Source organism: Paucilactobacillus nenjiangensis (assembly GCF_008632615.1).
GTDB classification, from domain to species: Bacteria; Bacillota; Bacilli; order Lactobacillales; family Lactobacillaceae; genus Paucilactobacillus; species Paucilactobacillus nenjiangensis.
This window is the reverse complement of record NZ_CP043939.1, coordinates 1-18,269: the sequence shown is the minus strand read 5'-3', so window position 1 is coordinate 18,269 and position 18,269 is coordinate 1. Positions and strand designations below refer to the sequence as shown.

At 38.9% G+C, this 18,269-nt stretch carries 13 protein-coding genes and 3 pseudogenes; 2 read left to right on the top strand and 14 right to left on the bottom strand.

Annotation, left to right across the window (positions count from 1 at the left end; translation table 11 throughout):
- Window positions 1-29 precede the first annotated feature (29 nt).
- Window positions 30-1,379, top strand: a pseudogene (locus F0161_RS00080) (PTS galactitol transporter subunit IIC).
- Window positions 1,380-1,872: 493 nt separating this feature from the next.
- Window positions 1,873-3,170 (top strand): annotated as a pseudogene (gene ltrA / locus F0161_RS00075) (group II intron reverse transcriptase/maturase).
- Between the two features lie 139 nt (window positions 3,171-3,309).
- On the opposite strand, the pseudogene F0161_RS00070 reads toward ltrA (F0161_RS00075), so the two are convergent.
- The 14 genes and pseudogenes from F0161_RS00070 to dnaA all read right to left on the bottom strand — a co-directional run bounded on the left by F0161_RS00070 (window position 3,310) and on the right by dnaA (window position 18,269).
- A pseudogene (locus tag F0161_RS00070) lies at window positions 3,310-3,956 on the bottom strand (bifunctional 2-keto-4-hydroxyglutarate aldolase/2-keto-3-deoxy-6-phosphogluconate aldolase).
- 128 nt (window positions 3,957-4,084) lie between these two features.
- The gene (locus F0161_RS00065; RefSeq protein WP_150202952.1) at window positions 4,085-4,849 is read right to left on the bottom strand and encodes an IclR family transcriptional regulator; all 765 of its coding nucleotides are present in this window, start codon (window positions 4,847-4,849) and stop codon (window positions 4,085-4,087) included.
- Between the two features lie 107 nt (window positions 4,850-4,956).
- The gene (locus tag F0161_RS00060) at window positions 4,957-5,781 is read right to left on the bottom strand and encodes an SPFH domain-containing protein (RefSeq protein ID WP_150202949.1); all 825 of its coding nucleotides are present in this window, start codon (window positions 5,779-5,781) and stop codon (window positions 4,957-4,959) included.
- Between the two features lie 10 nt (window positions 5,782-5,791).
- The gene (locus F0161_RS00055; protein ID WP_137602800.1) at window positions 5,792-6,118 is read right to left on the bottom strand and encodes an Arc family DNA-binding protein; all 327 of its coding nucleotides are present in this window, start codon (window positions 6,116-6,118) and stop codon (window positions 5,792-5,794) included.
- Window positions 6,119-6,296: 178 nt separating this feature from the next.
- On the bottom strand, window positions 6,297-7,682 hold the full coding sequence (ltrA, locus tag F0161_RS00050; protein ID WP_150204603.1) for a group II intron reverse transcriptase/maturase: 1,386 nt from the start codon (window positions 7,680-7,682) through the stop codon (window positions 6,297-6,299).
- Window positions 7,683-8,162: 480 nt separating this feature from the next.
- A complete protein-coding gene (rpsR, locus tag F0161_RS00045; RefSeq protein ID WP_137602801.1) occupies window positions 8,163-8,405 on the bottom strand; it encodes a 30S ribosomal protein S18 in 243 nt (80 codons plus the stop codon).
- A gap of 27 nt (window positions 8,406-8,432) precedes the next feature.
- Complete coding sequence (ssb, locus tag F0161_RS00040; protein WP_137602802.1) at window positions 8,433-8,954, bottom strand: single-stranded DNA-binding protein; 522 nt, start codon at window positions 8,952-8,954, stop codon at window positions 8,433-8,435.
- Between the two features lie 40 nt (window positions 8,955-8,994).
- Window positions 8,995-9,291, bottom strand: coding sequence for a 30S ribosomal protein S6 (gene rpsF, locus F0161_RS00035; RefSeq protein WP_137602803.1), 297 nt, complete (start codon window positions 9,289-9,291; stop codon window positions 8,995-8,997).
- Between the two features lie 206 nt (window positions 9,292-9,497).
- Window positions 9,498-11,978, bottom strand: coding sequence for a DNA gyrase subunit A (gyrA, locus tag F0161_RS00030; RefSeq protein ID WP_390904537.1), 2,481 nt, complete (start codon window positions 11,976-11,978; stop codon window positions 9,498-9,500).
- Window positions 11,979-12,060: 82 nt separating this feature from the next.
- Complete coding sequence (gene gyrB / locus F0161_RS00025) at window positions 12,061-14,004, bottom strand: DNA topoisomerase (ATP-hydrolyzing) subunit B (RefSeq protein WP_150202945.1); 1,944 nt, start codon at window positions 14,002-14,004, stop codon at window positions 12,061-12,063.
- 47 nt (window positions 14,005-14,051) lie between these two features.
- On the bottom strand, window positions 14,052-15,170 hold the full coding sequence (recF, locus tag F0161_RS00020) for a DNA replication/repair protein RecF (RefSeq protein ID WP_150202943.1): 1,119 nt from the start codon (window positions 15,168-15,170) through the stop codon (window positions 14,052-14,054).
- 8 nt (window positions 15,171-15,178) lie between these two features.
- The gene (gene yaaA / locus F0161_RS00015) at window positions 15,179-15,403 is read right to left on the bottom strand and encodes a S4 domain-containing protein YaaA (RefSeq protein ID WP_137601945.1); all 225 of its coding nucleotides are present in this window, start codon (window positions 15,401-15,403) and stop codon (window positions 15,179-15,181) included.
- Between the two features lie 244 nt (window positions 15,404-15,647).
- A complete protein-coding gene (dnaN, locus tag F0161_RS00010) occupies window positions 15,648-16,787 on the bottom strand; it encodes a DNA polymerase III subunit beta (protein ID WP_150202941.1) in 1,140 nt (379 codons plus the stop codon).
- A 165-nt stretch (window positions 16,788-16,952) separates the two neighbouring features.
- Window positions 16,953-18,269, bottom strand: coding sequence for a chromosomal replication initiator protein DnaA (gene dnaA, locus F0161_RS00005; protein WP_150202939.1), 1,317 nt, complete (start codon window positions 18,267-18,269; stop codon window positions 16,953-16,955).

Genomic DNA, 18,269 nt, shown 5'->3' with positions numbered 1-18,269 from the left:
ACTAAATCATTACTTTGGAGGAGATTATCATGAGTGCAATATCTTATATTATGTCGCTCGGAGCGAGCGTAATGATGCCCATCATATTCCTTATCTTTGGTCTTTTACTTGGATTAGGTGTTGGAAAATCATTAAAATCAGGACTTTCAGTTGGGGTTGGGTTTGTCGGACTAAGTGTCGTGACACAACTTTTAACTACCAACTTAGGGCCTGCCGTTAATTCGATGGTTAAAATTTACAAATTACATTTACACACTTTAGATATCGGATGGCCAGCAGCTTCGACTGTTGCTTTCGGTACTTAAGTTGGAGCAATTATTATCCCATTGGGACTCGGTGTTAATATTTTAATGTTACTAACTAAGACAACAAAAACACTGAATATCGATTTGTGGAACTATTGGCACTTTGCTTTCATCGGCTCAATTGTATCAATTGCAACTCACAGCTTCCTATGGGGTGCATTTGCAGCAATCATCGTTTACATCATCACTCTATGTGGTGCTGACCGTTCACAAAAAATGGTTGAAAAATTTTATGGTGATGACTTAAAAGGAATTTCTATTCCTCAAGCATTCTGTGTCGGCTTCATTCCTTTTGCAATTGTAGTTAATTGGATTATGGAAAGAATCCCTGGCGTTAACAAAATTGATGTTGACGCTGAAAAACTTCAAAAACGATTTGGTATCTTAGGCGATCCAATTTTACTTGGAGTTATTATCGGTATATTACTGGGTGTATCGGCTTATTATAAAGTGGCTAAGACTCTCCAGTTGAGTATTATTTTATCTGCCGTAATGGTATTAATTCCACGTATTACTAGTTTGTTTATCGAAGGTTTAAATCCAATTTCAAAACGTTCACAAGAATTAATTAGTTCACGATTCAAGGGACGGACTTTCAATATTGGTATGACTCCTGCACTTGTCATTGGACATCCAGTTACATTGGTTTGTGCATTGTTACTTGTACCAGTTATCTTGTTCCTTTCTGTAGTTATTCCTGGTAATGAATTCCTACCATTAGCGAGTCTTTCTGGTTTAATTTACATTTTCCCATTAGTCTTGCCATATACTAAAGGTAACGTACTAAGAACATTCATTACTGGATTAGTTACAATGATCTTCGGTGTTATGTTTGCCACTGGTATCGCAGGTATCTTTACTGAAGCAGTTAAAGTTGTTCAAAAATCACTTATTACTGCAGGCACAACTTCTGTAGCTAGTGTTGACTTTGCTGCCTCACCATTAACATGGATTACCTATGAAATGACTGCACATCTTCCAATTATTGGACCTGTTGTTTTAGCAGTTGCCACATTGGCATTCATGTTATATAACCGTTCAAAAATTATCAAAGAAGAACAAGCAGCAAAATAAGACAATATATATTTTTAATACTAAAAGCATCCATCAAAAAAGATGGATGTTTTTTTGGGTGCGCCCGGCATGGGCGCCAACTAGGTGGTGAAAGTCCACTGTGGGCCGTAGTAGTCGGAACCACTAGCCAAGGACAAGGGTGTCCACTGTGAAGTGGAATCTGAAGGAAGTGTGAGGAGCAAAATACCGCACCAATGAACAAGAAGTAGCTATAAGGCCAGAACTGATTGGATAAGATTGCCCAACAAATCGAAGTCCGATACTACTCAAAATCACGATGGTAAAGCTAATGGTGACATGGTATGAAAGTTGACGTTCTTACCCGGGGAGGCCTGATAGACAAGTCCCGACAAGAAGAGCAACCAAGTTCTACAGGACAACTGTTTCAGTGATGGAATACTGAGTTTATCAGGAGTCAGCCGAGGCCATAGTAGTGACTTCGTCACGAAGGGCTGAACAGTAATAACTCACATTGATTATGGAGGTGGAATTTATGCGACGATCGCAGAAAACAGAAAACAAAGCTGACCACCAGTGGATGGTAGGTCTGGAAGACCAAGAACAAACTAGGGCGCGTAGGATGAATTCTAATGAAACAACGATGATGAGTGGCATTAAGTTTGAACAACGCGTGTTGGATCGAGATAACTTGAGTCTGGCCTATCAACGGGTTGTGCGTAATAAAGGTGTCGCAGGCATCGACGGAATGACCATCGATGATCTGTTAGGTTATTTGAGAGTTCATAAAACTGAACTTATTCATCAGTTGAATGATGGGACGTACCGGCCGAAGGCGGTTAAACGGGTAGAAATACCCAAACCAAATGGTGGCGTGCGAAAATTAGGCGTGCCAACGGTAATTGACCGAATGATACAACAAGCAATCGCACAAGTGATGTCTCCGATTTTTGAACAAGTTTTCTCAAATAATAGTTTTGGTTTTCGACCTAATCGAAGTGCGCAAGATGCAATTAAACGAGTGGTATCGCTGTATAACGAGGGTTACCACGTCGTGGTTGATCTTGATTTAAAGGCATACTTCGATACAGTCAATCATGATTTACTGATCAAGTATATCGAACAATATATTGATGATCCTTGGTTGATTAAGCTAATTCGAAAGTTTTTGACTAGTGGTGTTATGACTGGTTCAACCTTCGAAGCGAGTGTCGTGGGAACCCGCAAGGCGGACCACTGTCACCACTATTGGCGAATATCTATCTCAATGAGCTGGATAAAGTATTAACGGAACGAGGTCTCCACTTTGTCCGATATGCGGATGACTGCAATATTTACGTTAAGAGTAAACGAGCAGGTCACCGGGTACTTGAGAGTATTAGTAGATTTCTGGAAAAGGATCTTAAAGTAACCGTCAATCGTGACAAAAGTAAAGTCGGATCACCATTGAGATTGAAATTTCTGGGATTCTCACTGGGAGTTGGTAGGGGTGGTGCTTTCTCAAGGCCGTCAAAACAATCCCAAATACGGGTCAAACAGGAACTCAAACGAATTACGAAACGCAATCGCGGAATTTCACTTGAACAAATGTTTATGGAAATCACACGAAAAATGCGCGGATGGATTCAATACTACTCATCTGGTAAGATGACAAACTTCTTGAAACGAATAGGTTTGAATCAGAATGATGCTCGGCTAGCTGCTTATACCCGCAAGGGTTACTGGCGCACAGCACATAGCAAAACACTACTTTATACGTTAACAAACGAAAAACTGGAACAACTTGGATTGATGAATCTCTCCAAGGTATTCCAGTCTATTCAAAATGCTTAAATTACTGAACCGCCGTATACGGAACCGTACGTACGGTGGTGTGAGAGGTCGGTAGCTGAACTAATCAACTGCCTCCTACTCGATTTCAAAAAAATCTCTCACAAGTTACACTTGTAAGAGATTACTATTTATATATTAATTATTTACTACGGATATCTTTTAATTCAGCTATATAGGCTGCTGCATTCTTTGTAACTTGATCATAATCATCATGATCAGCAGGTCCAACCATCCCGCCACCAGCACCAACAGCAACAACGCCAGCAGCAAACCAGTCTTTCATATTTTCAAGGTTAACGCCGCCAGTAGGCATGATGTTGGCTTGTGGAAGTGGAGCCTTGATTGCTTTAACAGTACCAGCACCAGCTTGACTACCAGGGAATAACTTAACAATATCAACTCCTGCACGCATAGCACGAGTAATTTCTGTAATTGTCATACATCCTGCAAGATATGGAATTTGGTATAAGTTACATAGTTCAGCTGTGTCTGCATCAAATGCGGGACTAACAATATACTGAGCACCAGCGATAATTGCTAAACGTGCTGTTGTGGGGCATCCAAAACGGTACCAGCTCCAATAACGGCGTCTGTATCGCCATACTTAGCAACTAATTCTCCAATAACTTGATCAGCATGAGGAACTGTAAAAGTTAATTCAATTCCTTTAACCCCACCAGCAATAACTGCCTCGACAACTTTTTTAGCTTTTTCAGGTGTAGCTGCACGAACAACTGAGATAACACCAGCATCTTCAATACGACCAAGAATATCTGCTTTTTGCATGATTTATTTCTTCCTTTCGATTTAACGAATTAGTATATTTCTTTATAAGAAATCAAGTTTCTAAAAATGTTTTTTACTATTTTATTATAAAGGATTATCCATAAAATACAAGTAATTCACTGTCATTACTAAAGCTCACTTAATATTTTGGCTTGTATCTTTTTGCCCTCTTCAATGATATTAGCAATCTTTTCTTCACTTGCACGATACTTTGGCATACTAACACTAAAGGCACCATAAATATGGTTATTCTTGCACAATGAAAAGCCAACACAAAAAATATCTGGTTGATTCTCTTCATTATCAAAGGCATAACCTCTTTTTTTCACCTTACCAACATCTTCAATTAACGAACTGATATCGGTCATCGTGTTTGGGGTTAGCTTTTCAAAAGAGGTGGCTGATACATACCTAGAGATCTCATCATCTGAGTATTCTGCTAGAATTGCCTTTCCCATGGATGAGGAGTACATGTGCATTTGACCACCAACTCTGGCAACAAGATACACGGTCGAATTACTTTCAATTTTATCTAGCAAAGTAATCTGTTGATTTTCAACGATTCCAAGATTAACAGTTTCTTCTATTTCACTCACTAACGTTGCCAAATGTGGCATCGCAATTTGACGAATATCAAATGTATGATTAACTTTTTGTGCGTAAGCTAAAAACATCGTACCAAGGTAGTATTGTTTTGCGTCCTCAGTCCGTCGTACATAGCCACAGTGTTCCAGTGTCTTTAAGATTTTAAGTACTGTTGATTTGGTCATATCAACATTTTCACTAATTTCTTTTAGTGTTGGAGATACCCGAGACTCCAAAATAAAATCCATAATTTCTTTCGCTTTAATTAATACCGTACCGTAAAAAACTTCTTCTTTTTGTTCAGCCATATTATTCTCCATAAATTTCCTATATAGAAATATTGTATCGTTTTTTTGCAATTTACGCAACGTTCTAGAGATAATAGTTGGTTTATTTCATAACCTTTAAGCTAAATTTAGGCTTTTTTAATGCCTTCGCCCAATAATTTACCAATAACTGGTAACTTTCCAAATTCACTGGCATTATCTGTAGGTGCAACCACCAAATTCGTGGGTGACTTGGCTAAATCAGAAAAGGCATTAATCGACTGATTTTGAAAATATTTTTCATCAGCGTGACTAAGTCCCGATTGAATCGTATCAATCCGATATTTTTCTGCATCTGCACGTGTCTGAGTTGCATCAGCTTCTGCCTTAGCCGTCGCCATTAGTGCATCATTTTTTGCCTTGGTTGTCAGTTCAATTGACTTAGCCTCACCCTCAGCTTTAGCAATTGTTGCCACCCGTTCACGATCCGCCGTCAATTGTTTATCCATTGCTTCTTGAATTGCTTTGGAAGGAGTCAATTCATCAATATTGATTCGATCAACATTAATACCATACGTATTCGTTAAATCACCAATTGCTAAGGCCAGTTCTTGATTAATCTTAGCAGTTGACCCTAAAGCTTCATTCAAGTCCATACGGCCAATAATATCACGTAAATGGCCTCGCACTAATTGTGCCATCGATTCAACTGAGTCGGTATTCTCATACTGATATTTCACGCCATCTGTCACATGAAAGTTCAACGTGACACTGGCTGATACGTCTGCATTATCCTTAGTAATAATTGAATAGTTTGGTAGTGACAGTGGTTCCATAGCTAAACTTACTTTTCTAATTTTTTGAATCATGGGAACATACAAATGTAACCCTGATTCAACGCTTCGCCGGTATTTTCCTAATGTTTCAACTAAACCCTGATTATTTTGCGGTACAATTTTCAATCCAAATGGCATGATAGCCCTCCTATATTTTCCGTAACGTTAAGATGTTGCCAACAGCGTCCACAATTGCATACTGTGCAGCTTTTTCTGCAATTGAGTTGTCACTGGTTAAATAGCGATAATAGATTCCTGAAACTTGAACTAACCCGGTGTCCAAACTAATATCTTTGCCATTCACAACTTGACCCGTTATTTGTCGATGTTCAAAACTTTTTCCACGAACAGATTCTTCTAAAATATGTTCAATATGAGCATTGATACTGCGATTTTTTTGTTGTGCATCTTGTGCTAACCGATCATACAGATCTTGATCGAGCCGTAATAAAAACTTCTTTTTGTCTTCGGTCAACTAACATCATCCTTTCTGATATCAATCTGATATTACAATAATGATATTATATTGGTATCAAAAAGGCAAATTATCTTATATGTAAGGAAAAAAAATCGAGTAGGAGGCAGTTGATTAGTTCAGCTACCGACCTCTCACACCACCGTACGTACGGTTCCGTATACGGCGGTTCAGTAATTTAAGCATTTTGAATAGGCTGGAATACCTTGGAGAGATTCATCAATCCAAGTTGTTCCAGTTTTTCGTTTGTTAACGTATAAAGTAGTGTTTTGCTATGTGCTGTGCGCCAGTAACCCTTGCGGGTATAAGCAGCTAGCCGAGCATCATTCTGATTCAAACCTAGTCGTTTCAGGTTAGTGATCTTCGTTTTGATTTTCTTCCATGATTTCCAGATGTATTGTCGAACTCTAGACCGTAGCCACTGATCTATTCGTTTCAAGAAGTTTGTCATCTTACCAGATGAGTAGTATTGAATCCATCCGCGCATTTTTCGTGTGATTTCCATAAACATTTGTTCAAGTGAAATTCCGCGATTGCGTTTCGTAATTCGTTTGAGTTCCTGTTTGACCCGTATTTGGGATTGTTTTGACGGCCTTGAGAAAGCACCACCCCTACCAACTCTCAGTGAGAATCCCAGAAATTTCAATCTCAATGGTGACCCGACTTTACTTTTGTCACGATTGACGGTTACTTTAAGATCCTTTTCCAGAAATCTACTAATACTCTCAAGTACCCGGTGACCTGCTCGTTTACTCTTAACGTAAATATTGCAGTCATCCGCATATCGGACAAAGTGGAGACCTCGTTCCGTTAATACTTTATCCAGCTCATTGAGATAGATATTCGCCAATAGTGGTGACAGTGGTCCGCCTTGCGGGGTTCCCACGACACTCGCTTCGAAGGTTGAACCAGTCATAACACCACTAGTCAAAAACTTTCGAATTAGCTTAATCAACCAAGGATCATCAATATATTGTTCGATATACTTGATCAGTAAATCATGATTGACTGTATCGAAGTATGCCTTTAAATCAAGATCAACCACGACGTGGTAACCCTCGTTATACAGCGATACCACTCGTTTAATTGCATCTTGCGCACTTCGATTAGGTCGAAAACCAAAACTATTATTTGAGAAAACTTGTTCAAAAATCGGAGACATCACTTGTGCGATTGCTTGTTGTACCATTCGGTCAATTACCGTTGGCACGCCTAATTTTCGCACGCCACCATTTGGTTTGGGTATTTCTACCCGTTTAACCGCCTTCGGCCGGTACGTCCCATCATTCAACTGATGAATAAGTTCAGTTTTATGAACTCTCAAATAACCTAACAGATCATCGATGGTCATTCCGTCGATGCCTGCGACACCTTTATTACGCACAACCCGTTGATAGGCCAGATTCCAGTTATCTCGATCCAACACGCGTTGTTCAAACTTAATGCCACTCATCATCGTTGTTTCATTAGAATTCATCCTACGCGCCACAGTTTGTTCTTGGTCTTCCAGACCTACCATCCACTGGTGGTCAGCTTTGTTTTCTGTTTTCTGCGATCGTCGCATAAATTCCACCTCCATAATCAATGTGAGTTATTACTGTTCAGCCCTTCGTGACGAAGTCACTACTATGGCCTCGGCTGACTCCTGATAAACTCAGTATTCCATCACTGAAACAGTTGTCCTGTAGAACTTGATTGCTCTTCTTGTCGGGACTTGTCTATCAGGCCTCCCCGGGTAAGAACGTCAACTTTCATACCATGTCACCATTAGCTTTACCATCGTGATTTTGAGTAGTATCGGACTTCGATTTGTTGGGCAATCTTATCCAATCAGTTCTGGCCTTATAGCTACTTCTTGTTCATTGGTGCGGTATTTTGCTCCTCAGACTTCCTTCAGATTCCACTTCACAGTGGACACCCTTGTCCTTGGCTAGTGGTTCCGACTACTACGGCCCACAGTGGACTTTCACCACCTAGTTGGCGCCCATGCCGGGTGCACCCAAAAAAATAACTAATCCAAATGGACTAGTTATTGGTTTGATTATTAGTCTTCTGCAACGAATGGTAATAATCCCATGATACGTGAACGTTTGATTGCTTGAGTCAAACGACGTTGGTTCTTAGCGCTAACGCCAGAAACACGACGTGGCAAAATCTTACCGCGTTCAGAAATGAAACGCTTGAGCAAATCAGTGTCTTTGTAATCGATGTATTCGATATGATTGGCAGCAATAAAATCTACCTTGCGACGGCGACGGGCGCCACCTCTTCTTTGTTGTTGAGCCATTGAAGTTCCCTCCTCATTCTAAAGTAATTAAAATGGTAGGTCATCATCAGAAATGTCGATTGATTGGCCATTGCTAGCGAATGGATCGTTAGCTGCCGCACTAGAATCTTTGTTACCAGTGCTGCTTGGTGAACCAAACGGATTATCATTAGTTGACGCACCCTGGGGGGTATTTGATGCATGATTGTCAAAACTTGAATTGCCGGTTTGGGCAGAGTTTTGATTTTGTGAACGAGGTTCAAGAAGTGAGAAGTTTTCAACAACTACTTCAGTAACATAAACCCGTTGTCCCTGTTGGTTTTCGTAGTTACGGGTTTGAATCCGTCCTTCGATACCAACTAAAGATCCCTTGTGTGTGAAATTAGAGAAATTCTCTGCAGATTTTCTCCAAATTACACAGTTAATGAAGTCAGCTTCACGTTCACCAGCTTGGTTAGTGAACTGACGGTTAACTGCGAGTGAGAAAGTTCCCACTGCTGTTCCACTAGTTGTGTATCGCAACTCAGTATCTCTAGTTAAACGTCCAACAAGTACTGCACGATTAATCATAGCTAAATACTCCCTTCTAAAGTTATCTTTCTACTGGATATTAGTCTTCACGTTTAATAATCATGTGACGAAGAATATCTTCGCTGATCTTAGCTAAACGATCGAATTCGTTTAAAGCTTTGTCGTCATTTGCTGTCAAATTGATAATGTGGTAAGTACCTTCATTATAATTTGCGATTTCGTATGCAAATCGACGAGTAGACCAGTCTTTTGAATCAACGATAGTAGCACCGTCGTCTGTGACGATCTTGTCAAAACGTTCAACAAGGGCAGTTTTAGCTGCATCATCAAGATCAGGACGAACGATGTACGTAATTTCATAACGCGTTGCTTCCATTGACTGTTACACCTCCTTATGGACTATTGGTCCCACTTCCAATTGAGTGGAACAAGGAAAGTAAAACGTAAAAAACGTATACTCACAAACAAAAATTATAGCATGCTACTAAAAATAAAACAAGGACATAAAGACAAAAAAACCTGAATTACGATACATATATTATATACGCTCGCAATTCAGGTTTTACATTTTATTTATTTAAATTATTTGTCAGTTGATGAATCATCAGTTGTTTCAGGAGTGTTTACTGTAGCTTCAGTGCCCTCAGTTGTTGCTTCTGAATCGTCTTCAGATTCGTCTTCTTCTTTCGCAACTTTGGTCATCGTCGCAACGTGTGTATCGTCATCCATTTTAATTAAATGAACTCCTAAGGTTGCACGACCAGTTTGTGAAACGTTCGCTACATCAAAACGAATAATCACACCTTTATCTGTAACCAACATGATATCTTCGTCCCCGGAAACAGTTGTCATTCCCGCTAAAGGACCATTCTTCGCAGTAACATTGGCTGTCTTGATTCCTTTACCACCACGGCCCTTAATAGGATATTCACTAGCGCTAGTTTGCTTACCAAACCCTTTTTCACTAATGATAAAGACTTTGCTGTCGGCTTCTAGAATATCTACACCAATCACGTAATCATTGTCACGTAAACGAATTCCTCGAACACCTGAAGCGGAACGTCCCATCGAACGAACATCGGAACCTCTAAAGCTAACCGCATATCCTAAGTGAGTTCCAATAATCATATTTTGATTTTCAGCAATAATTGAAACTCCAATCAATGAATCCCCTTCTTTAAGGGTAATTGATTTGAGACCATTATTACGAATATGAGTAAATTCTGAAACTGGAGTTCTCTTCACAGTACCTTTAAGAGTCGTAAAGAATAGGAAGTTATCATCATTGTTTGTTTCACGTGAAACATTGACAACGGCTGATATTTTTTCTTCAGAATCAATTCCCAGCAAGTTAATAATTGGAATTCCCTTAGCGGTACGCCCGTATTCAGGGATTTCATACCCCTTCATCGAGAATACCTTACCTGTGTTCGTGAAGAACAGTAGCATGTCATGAGTTGATGTAGAAATCATTTGCTCAATGAAATCATCGTCATGCACGCCCATACCTTGAACTCCCCGACCACCACGGTTTTGAGTTTTGAACTCATCAACTGGCAATCGTTTAATATAACCGTTATGGGTTAAAGAAACAATCACATCTTCCTCTTCAATCAAATCTTCATCTTCAATGCTAGTCACATCTCCAACTTGTAATTCAGTTCGACGAGGATCACCAAATTTTTCTTGAATTTCAAGCAATTCTTGGTAAATAACCTGTTGAATACGTTCTTGATGCGCCAAGATATCCTTATAATCGGCAATTGAATCCATTAATCCGTTATATTCATCCTCAATCTTGTCTCGTTCCAAACCTGTTAAACGTACCAAACGCATGTCTAAGATAGCTTGAGCTTGACGTTCTGATAAAGAATAATTTTCAATTAATTGATTCTTAGCGATTTCACTGGTTTGTGAACCACGAATGATGGCGATAATGGCATCGATATGATCTAAAGCAATTCGTAATCCTTCAAGAATATGTGCACGAGCTTGAGCTTTTTTAAGATCAAATTCAGTCCGACGACGTACGACTTCTTCTTGATGTTCCAGATAATAAACTAGAATCTGCTTTAAACTGAGAACTTTTGGCGTTCCCTTAACAATCGCCAACATATTAAAACTAAATGATGTTTGCAATAACGTTAATTTGTATAAATTATTTAAAACAACTTCCGCGCTGACATCACGACGAACATCAATGGAAATCCGCATTCCTTCACGGTCAGATTCATCGTTAGCATCGGTAATTCCTTCAATTCGCTTGTCCCGGGCTAATTCAGCAATTCGTTCGATTAATTTTGCCTTGTTAACCATATAAGGCAATTCAGTCACAACAATTCGCTGTTTACCGTTTTTAAGTTCTTCAATATCAACTTTCGCACGAACAATAATTGTTCCACGGCCGGTTTCGTATGCTTTACGAATTCCCGATTTACCCATCACAATCCCACCAGTTGGGAAATCAGGGCCTGGGACAGCTTCCATCAAATCAGCAGTAGTAGCATCTGGATTATCCATCAAAATATGAATGGCACCAATGACTTCTGCTAAATTATGAGTTGGAATATTTGTCGCCATCCCCACGGCAATACCAGAAGCACCGTTCACTAATAAATTAGGAAAACGAGCTGGTAAAATTGAAGGTTCGCGTTCGGTACCATCGTAATTATCAACAAAATCTACGGTGTCTTTATTGATATCACGCACCATTTCCATGGCAATCTTACTCATTCTAGCTTCGGTATAACGCATGGCAGCAGCACCATCACCGTCGACAGAACCAAAGTTTCCATGCCCGTCAACCAGCATATTACGATAACTAAAATCTTGCGCCATCCGGACCATAGATTCATAAATTGCAGAATCCCCATGAGGATGATACTTACCCATAACATCCCCAACAATACGAGCGGATTTCTTATATGGCTTATCTGGAGTGACTCCTAATTCAATCATACCGTATAAAATTCGACGATGAACCGGTTTTAACCCATCACGAACATCTGGTAACGCACGAGCGACAATGACACTCATTGCGTAATCCAAGAATGACGTTCTCATCTGTGACGATAGGTTTACGTCGGTTATCTTTGTTCCTGAAATATCATCTTCAGCCACGACTGTTCCTCCCTTTTAAAACATTTTATAAATCTAAGTTTTCTACGAATGTTGCATTTTCTTCAATAAATTCACGTCGTGGTTGAACTTTGTCACCCATCAACATTGAAAAGACTTGATCTGCCTCGATAGCGTCATCTAAACTAACTCGCAATAAGCGACGTTTTGATGGATCCATCGTTGTTTCCCAAAGCTGTTCAGCATCCATTTCACCAAGCCCTTTGTATCGTTGAATTACTGGTTTTGGTGATGGTTGTAATGAACCAAGCACAGTATCTAATTCTTCATCGGAATCAATATATTGCACGAATTTTCCTTGGCGAACTTGGTACAAAGGTGGCTGAGCAATATAAACGTATCCTGCTTCAACCATTGGCCGCATAAAGCGATAGAACAACGTCAACAATAAGGTACGAATATGTGCTCCATCGACATCGGCATCCGTCATGATGACTAATTTATGATAGTTAGCTTTTGAAACATCGAATTCATTTCCAAAACCAGTACCTAAAGCAGTAAACAATGAACGAATTTCTTCATTAGCCAGAATTTTATCCAAACTAGCTTTTTCAACGTTCAAGATCTTCCCACGAATAGGTAAAATTGCCTGAGTCAATCGTGACCGCCCTTGTTTAGCAGAACCACCAGCAGAATCTCCTTCGACGATAAATAATTCTGAAATTGCAGGATCTTTACTAGTATTATCAGCCAATTTACCAGGTAAATTACTGATTTCTAAACCACTCTTTTTCCGCGTAACTTCACGAGCATGTTTAGCGGCAATTCGTGCTTTAGAAGCCAAAATTCCTTTTTCAACAATTTTCTTTGCCACGTCAGGATTTTCCATCATAAAGCGACTAAACGTTTCACTAAACAAGTGATCCGTAGCCGTTCTCGCATCAGAATTTCCTAATTTGGTCTTGGTTTGTCCTTCAAATTGAGGATCCGGATGCTTGATTGATACGACAGCGGTTAAACCTTCACGCACATCATCTCCAGACAATGAATCATCATTATCTTTTAGAATTCCATTTTTCTTACCATAATCATTAATGACCCGTGTTAACGCCGTTTTAAACCCAGTTTCATGAGTTCCACCTTCATAGGTATTAATGTTATTAGTAAAGGTCAACAAGTTATTATGGAAATCATCGGTATATTGTAACGAAACTTCAACTGTGATTCCCTTTTCTTGTGCTTCCAAATAAATTGGCGGTTCAAAAAGAACTTCTTTGTTTGCATTTAAATATTCAACGTAATGACGAATTCCACCTTCATAATGGAAAACTTCAGTGGTTGGTTCTTCAGGACGATTATCAGTAATACTAATTTTAAGGCCCTTATTTAAGAAAGCTAACTCACGAATCCGAGTCGTTAGCACCTTAATGTCATACGTCGTAGTTTCACGGAAAATATCAGGATCGGGTACAAAATGGACAATTGTGCCGTGTTCATCTTCAGGTCGAGTTCCAATAACTTTGATTGGGGTCACAACTTTACCACGTGAAAAATCGACGTAGTATTCTTTACCATCACGAATAACTTTGGCATCAAGTTCTGTAGACAGTGCATTGACAACCGATGCCCCAACCCCATGAAGACCACCTGAAACCTTGTATCCACCGCCGCCAAATTTACCACCGGCATGCAAGATCGTAAAGACAGTTTCGAGAGCTGATTTTCCTGTTTTGGCTTGGACATCAACTGGAATTCCCCGTCCATTATCAGTCACCGTCACACTATTATCTTTTTCAACCGTGACCGTAATATGATTAGCAAATCCTGCCAGTGCTTCATCGATCCCATTATCAACAATTTCCCATACTAAATGATGGAGACCTTGTGATGTCGTTGTTCCAATATACATCCCGGGACGTTTACGAACGGCTTCAAGCCCTTCCAGCACTTGAATCTGGCTGGCATCATATTCTTTAGCTAATTCTGCTTTTGTTTCCTTTTCAGTACTCATTCTAGCCCTCCTAAAATGTCCAAATATTTCCCATAAAACCTATATTTTTAGTCCTCGTTTAGTAACACACCGTGCTCAATTTCAAAAATCTTGGGTTCTTTAATTAGTTGTCGCGCGATTCCACTTAAACTAGTGGTGGTTAAAAAGGTTTGCACCTTATCTTGAATCGCTGTCAGTAAATGTGTTTGGCGCTCATCATCTAGTTCAGACAACACATCATCTAACAGTAACAGCGGATATTCTCCGGTTTGTTCTTTCATTAAATCAATTTCAGCTAATTTAACTGATAATGCCGTGGTTCGTTGTTGTCCTTGTGAACCATAAGTCTGCACATTATTACCATTCACCATAAATTTTAAATCGTCTCGTTGTGGTCCGTACATTGTACTTCCCTGTTCAATTTCACGTTCCTCATTTTTGGTTAATTCTGCCAATAACAAATCGTAAACCGACTCAACCGTTGCATTCTCAGCTACCTCAATTTGTGACGCATACTGGAAAGTTAACTGTTCCTTGCCTTGTGAAATTTCTTCATGGATAACCTGTGCCCACGTTTCTAATTGTTTTAAAAAAGTGACACGAGCAACCATGATTTCCGCCCCATAGGCAGCTAGTTGATCCGATAACACTTGTAGAAAAACCCGATCTTTTTGTTTCCGCTGTTGTAACTGTTTTAAATATTGATTGCGCTGTTTCAAAATGGTTCGATATTGACCAGAGTTATACAAGTATTTATTACTCATTTGACCAAATTCCATATCCATGAAACGCCGACGCATGGCTGGCGCCCCTTTAACTAACGATAAGTCTTCTGGAGCAAATAAAATCACATTTAGCTGCCCAACATATTGAGATAATTTTGCTTGTTCCAAGTGATTAACTTTGGCTTTTTTCCCTTTCGAACTAAAAATTAATTCTAGTGGGAATTTGTCATTTTCTTTTTTGACATGTCCACTGAGAAAAGCTTCGTTAGCTTGCCATTTGATTAATTCTTTATCATTAGCAGTCCGGTGACTTTTGGTTAAGGCTAAGACGTAAATTGATTCTAGCAAATTTGTTTTACCCTGAGCATTTTCACCAATCATGACATTAATCCCTGGAGAAAAAGCCACCTCTAAATCATCATAATTGCGAAAATTTCGTAAATGTAAATCAGTTAAAATCATTCGTTTGCCTACTTATCCTTAATAACATAAGAACCAAAACCAGGAACTTCGACAAAGTCATCGGTATATAGTTTTCTACCACGTCGTTGATCTTGTTCTCCATTTACAAAAACTTCATTTTCACTTAAAAACCATTTGGCTGCGCCACCAGTTGGAATAATGCCCTCTTCTTTTAACAACTGGCCAACAGTAATAAATGGTTGATCATTGTACACAATTACAGGTTCTTCCAAACTTTTCACCTACTTTTTTATTCAACCTCTATTATACCTTTTACACAAGTTAAAAACAATCTACCGTCGTTAATTTTTGCGATTTCAGCGTGCAAACCGTTTTTTGATATTTTTGACCTAAATGCCTTAAATGCGCTAATTTTTTGTTATAACGTTAAATTCAATTTTATCGGTTTGTTTTTTTCTGCTCGACAACAAAAAAACGACTATTCCGTAGAATAGTCGTTTAAGCTTACTTGTCACATTAATATGTTCGAACTGGCGTAATTAATTGAATAAAATTATCTTCATTTTCTGTCGGTACTAACGTAAATGGTCGTAAGGCAGAAGTAAATGACATTTTAATTTGGCTTTGTCCAAATGACCGGAGTGCATCCTTCATATAATCAGGGTTAAATGAGATTTCAACGGGTTGCCCGTCCACATTTTCAACACCAATTTGTTCTTCTACATTTCCGACATCTGGAGAGTTACCACTAATTTCTGCTAATTGATCTTCCGGCTGCACATTAAGTTTGACAACATTATTACGACTTTCATGTGACAGTAGTGATGCCCGTTCAATTGCAGCTAAAAAGGTCGCAGCATTTAATTCAACAGTTGTATCTGATGAATCTGGAATCAACCGTGTCGTATCAGGATAGTTTCCTTCCAGTAAGCGTGAATAAAACAGTGTGTCGCCTAATAAGAATAACACTTGATTGTCAGCTATTCGTAATTGAATCTCCTGATTACCATCAGCAATCATTCGTGATAATTCTTGTAAACTCTTACCTGGAATAATCACATCATGGGTTTCTGCAACGGCAGCTGGTAAAGCAATTTTTCGTTGAGCTAAACGATGACTATCAGTCGCAACGGCTAATAATTGATTTTCGCTTAAAATTAAGTGAACTCCAGTTAAAATTGGTCGACTTTCTTGGGTAGAAACAGCCAAAACAGTTTGTCCAATGACTTCTTTTAAAACATCGCCTGCCAGACTAATTGTATTATCGCCATCAATTTCAGGTAGATGAGGATAATTGTTAGCATCTTGACCATTAATAGTAAAAGCTGCTGTTCCTGATGTAATTTGTGTTTGAAAACCATCTGTTACCTCAATGGTTACTTGTTTGTCAGGTAATTTTTTAATGATTTCACTAAAAAAACGTGCTGGTAAGACAATTGATCCAGCTGATGCTACATCTAATTCTAATTTTTCATCACTGTTAGCTAACACAGATTCAATCGTAATATCCGCATCACTACCTGTCAGTGTAACGTCATTATCAGTAACGACGATTTTGATACCCGTTAATATTGGAATCGTTGTTTTTGAAGAGATTGCTCTTAATACGTCATTTAGTTTATTAATAAATGCGGAACGGTTGATTGTAAATTTCATGAATTTTAATCCTCGCCAGTCTATATATAATTATATTTAAAAACAGTAGAAGTAGTAGGCCCTGTTCATATTGTGGATAACTGCGGTGCACTTATTAGTATCAAGAGTTTTCCACTGTTGATAACCTGTGGAAAACTTATGTGAGTTACCTAAAGTTTTCCACAACTAAGGTTTAAGTTCTATTTTAAGGTTTTGTACGTCTTCTTGCAAATTAGCATTGGTTTTAATCTCACCTTCGATTTTATCAATCGAGTGTAAAACAGTGGAATGATCTTTACCACCAAAGGCTTCACCAATTTTTGGTAATGAATTATCGGTTAAATCTCGCGTGAGGAACATCGCGATTTGTCTTGGGACAACAATTTGCTTAACTCGTTTTTTACCACGTAAATCCGCCACCGATAAGTTGTAGTAAGCGGCGACTTTTTCTTGAATCACATCTACCGTGAGGTTTTGGACACCCTCTAATTTTAATGCTTTCAATGATTCTGCCGCTAATTCGGTCGTGATATCTTTTTTCATTAAATGAGAAAAGGCTTGAACTCTGGACAAAGCGCCTTCAAGCTCACGAACGTTTGAATCTACTTGGGTGGCAATATAATTGAGAGTATCATTCGGGATATCGATATGATCGGCTTGTGCTTTACTACGCAAGATGGCAATGCGTGTTTCTAAATCGGGGGTGGTGATATCAACGGATAAGCCCCATTTAAAACGAGAAACTAAGCGATCTTGAAGCTTTGGGATTTCGTTTGGTAAGCGATCCGAAGTTAGTACAATTTGTTTGTTTTCTTCATATAAAGCGTTGAAGGTATGGAAAAATTCTTCTTGAGTACCTTCTTTATCAGCAAAGAATTGTATATCATCAACTAATAATAAATCTAGTTGCCGGTATTCTTGCCGAAATTGTTCTTGTTGCCCGGTTTGAATAGCGTTAATAAAATCGTTGGTGAAGGCCTCACTAGTAACATACTTAACTCGTGTATTACTATTATCTTCCATCATTTTATTACCAATGGCGTGCATCAAATGCGTTTTACCAAGGCCAACGCCACCATAGAAGAAGAGTGGATTGTACATTTTACCAGGTTCTTCAGAAACGACTAAGGCAGCAGCATGGGCCATCTGGTTACCTTTACCAATCACGTACGTATCAAAGGTATAGCGTGGATTTAAAGCAGTATCAACTTTAAATGAGCGAATATCCTTTGATGGGGTACTTGAGGTTATTTGATCACTTTCCACGATATAGTAAGGAGTGATATTACGGCCAATTTCTTTAAAGGTATACTGTTGTACCTTGGGCGTTAGTGATTTTACCCAGTAATCTTTATGAAAAGTCGAAGGTAGTTCAATAGTTAATAGATCATCGTCAAAAGAAATGATTTTGGCGGGGTCTATTAAATTGTTATAAGTCACACTCGTGACATCATTCTTAAAAGATTCTTTAATTTTGTTCCAAAATGACTCTAAATCAGTCAA

Coding starts and splice junctions, on each gene's coding strand:
- gyrB (WP_150202945.1), bottom strand. CDS start 14,004: ATGAGTACTGAAAAGGAAACAAAAGCAGAATTAGCTAAAGAATATGAT.
- gyrA (WP_390904537.1), bottom strand. CDS start 11,978: ATGAGAACGTCATTCTTGGATTACGCAATGAGTGTCATTGTCGCTCGT.
- recF (WP_150202943.1), bottom strand. CDS start 15,170: ATGATTTTAACTGATTTACATTTACGAAATTTTCGCAATTATGATGAT.
- rpsR (WP_137602801.1), bottom strand. CDS start 8,405: ATGGCTCAACAACAAAGAAGAGGTGGCGCCCGTCGCCGTCGCAAGGTA.
- F0161_RS00060 (WP_150202949.1), bottom strand. CDS start 5,781: ATGCCATTTGGATTGAAAATTGTACCGCAAAATAATCAGGGTTTAGTT.
- ssb (WP_137602802.1), bottom strand. CDS start 8,954: ATGATTAATCGTGCAGTACTTGTTGGACGTTTAACTAGAGATACTGAG.
- F0161_RS00065 (WP_150202952.1), bottom strand. CDS start 4,849: ATGGCTGAACAAAAAGAAGAAGTTTTTTACGGTACGGTATTAATTAAA.
- ltrA (WP_150204603.1), bottom strand. CDS start 7,682: ATGCGACGATCGCAGAAAACAGAAAACAAAGCTGACCACCAGTGGATG.
- dnaN (WP_150202941.1), bottom strand. CDS start 16,787: ATGAAATTTACAATCAACCGTTCCGCATTTATTAATAAACTAAATGAC.
- rpsF (WP_137602803.1), bottom strand. CDS start 9,291: ATGGAAGCAACGCGTTATGAAATTACGTACATCGTTCGTCCTGATCTT.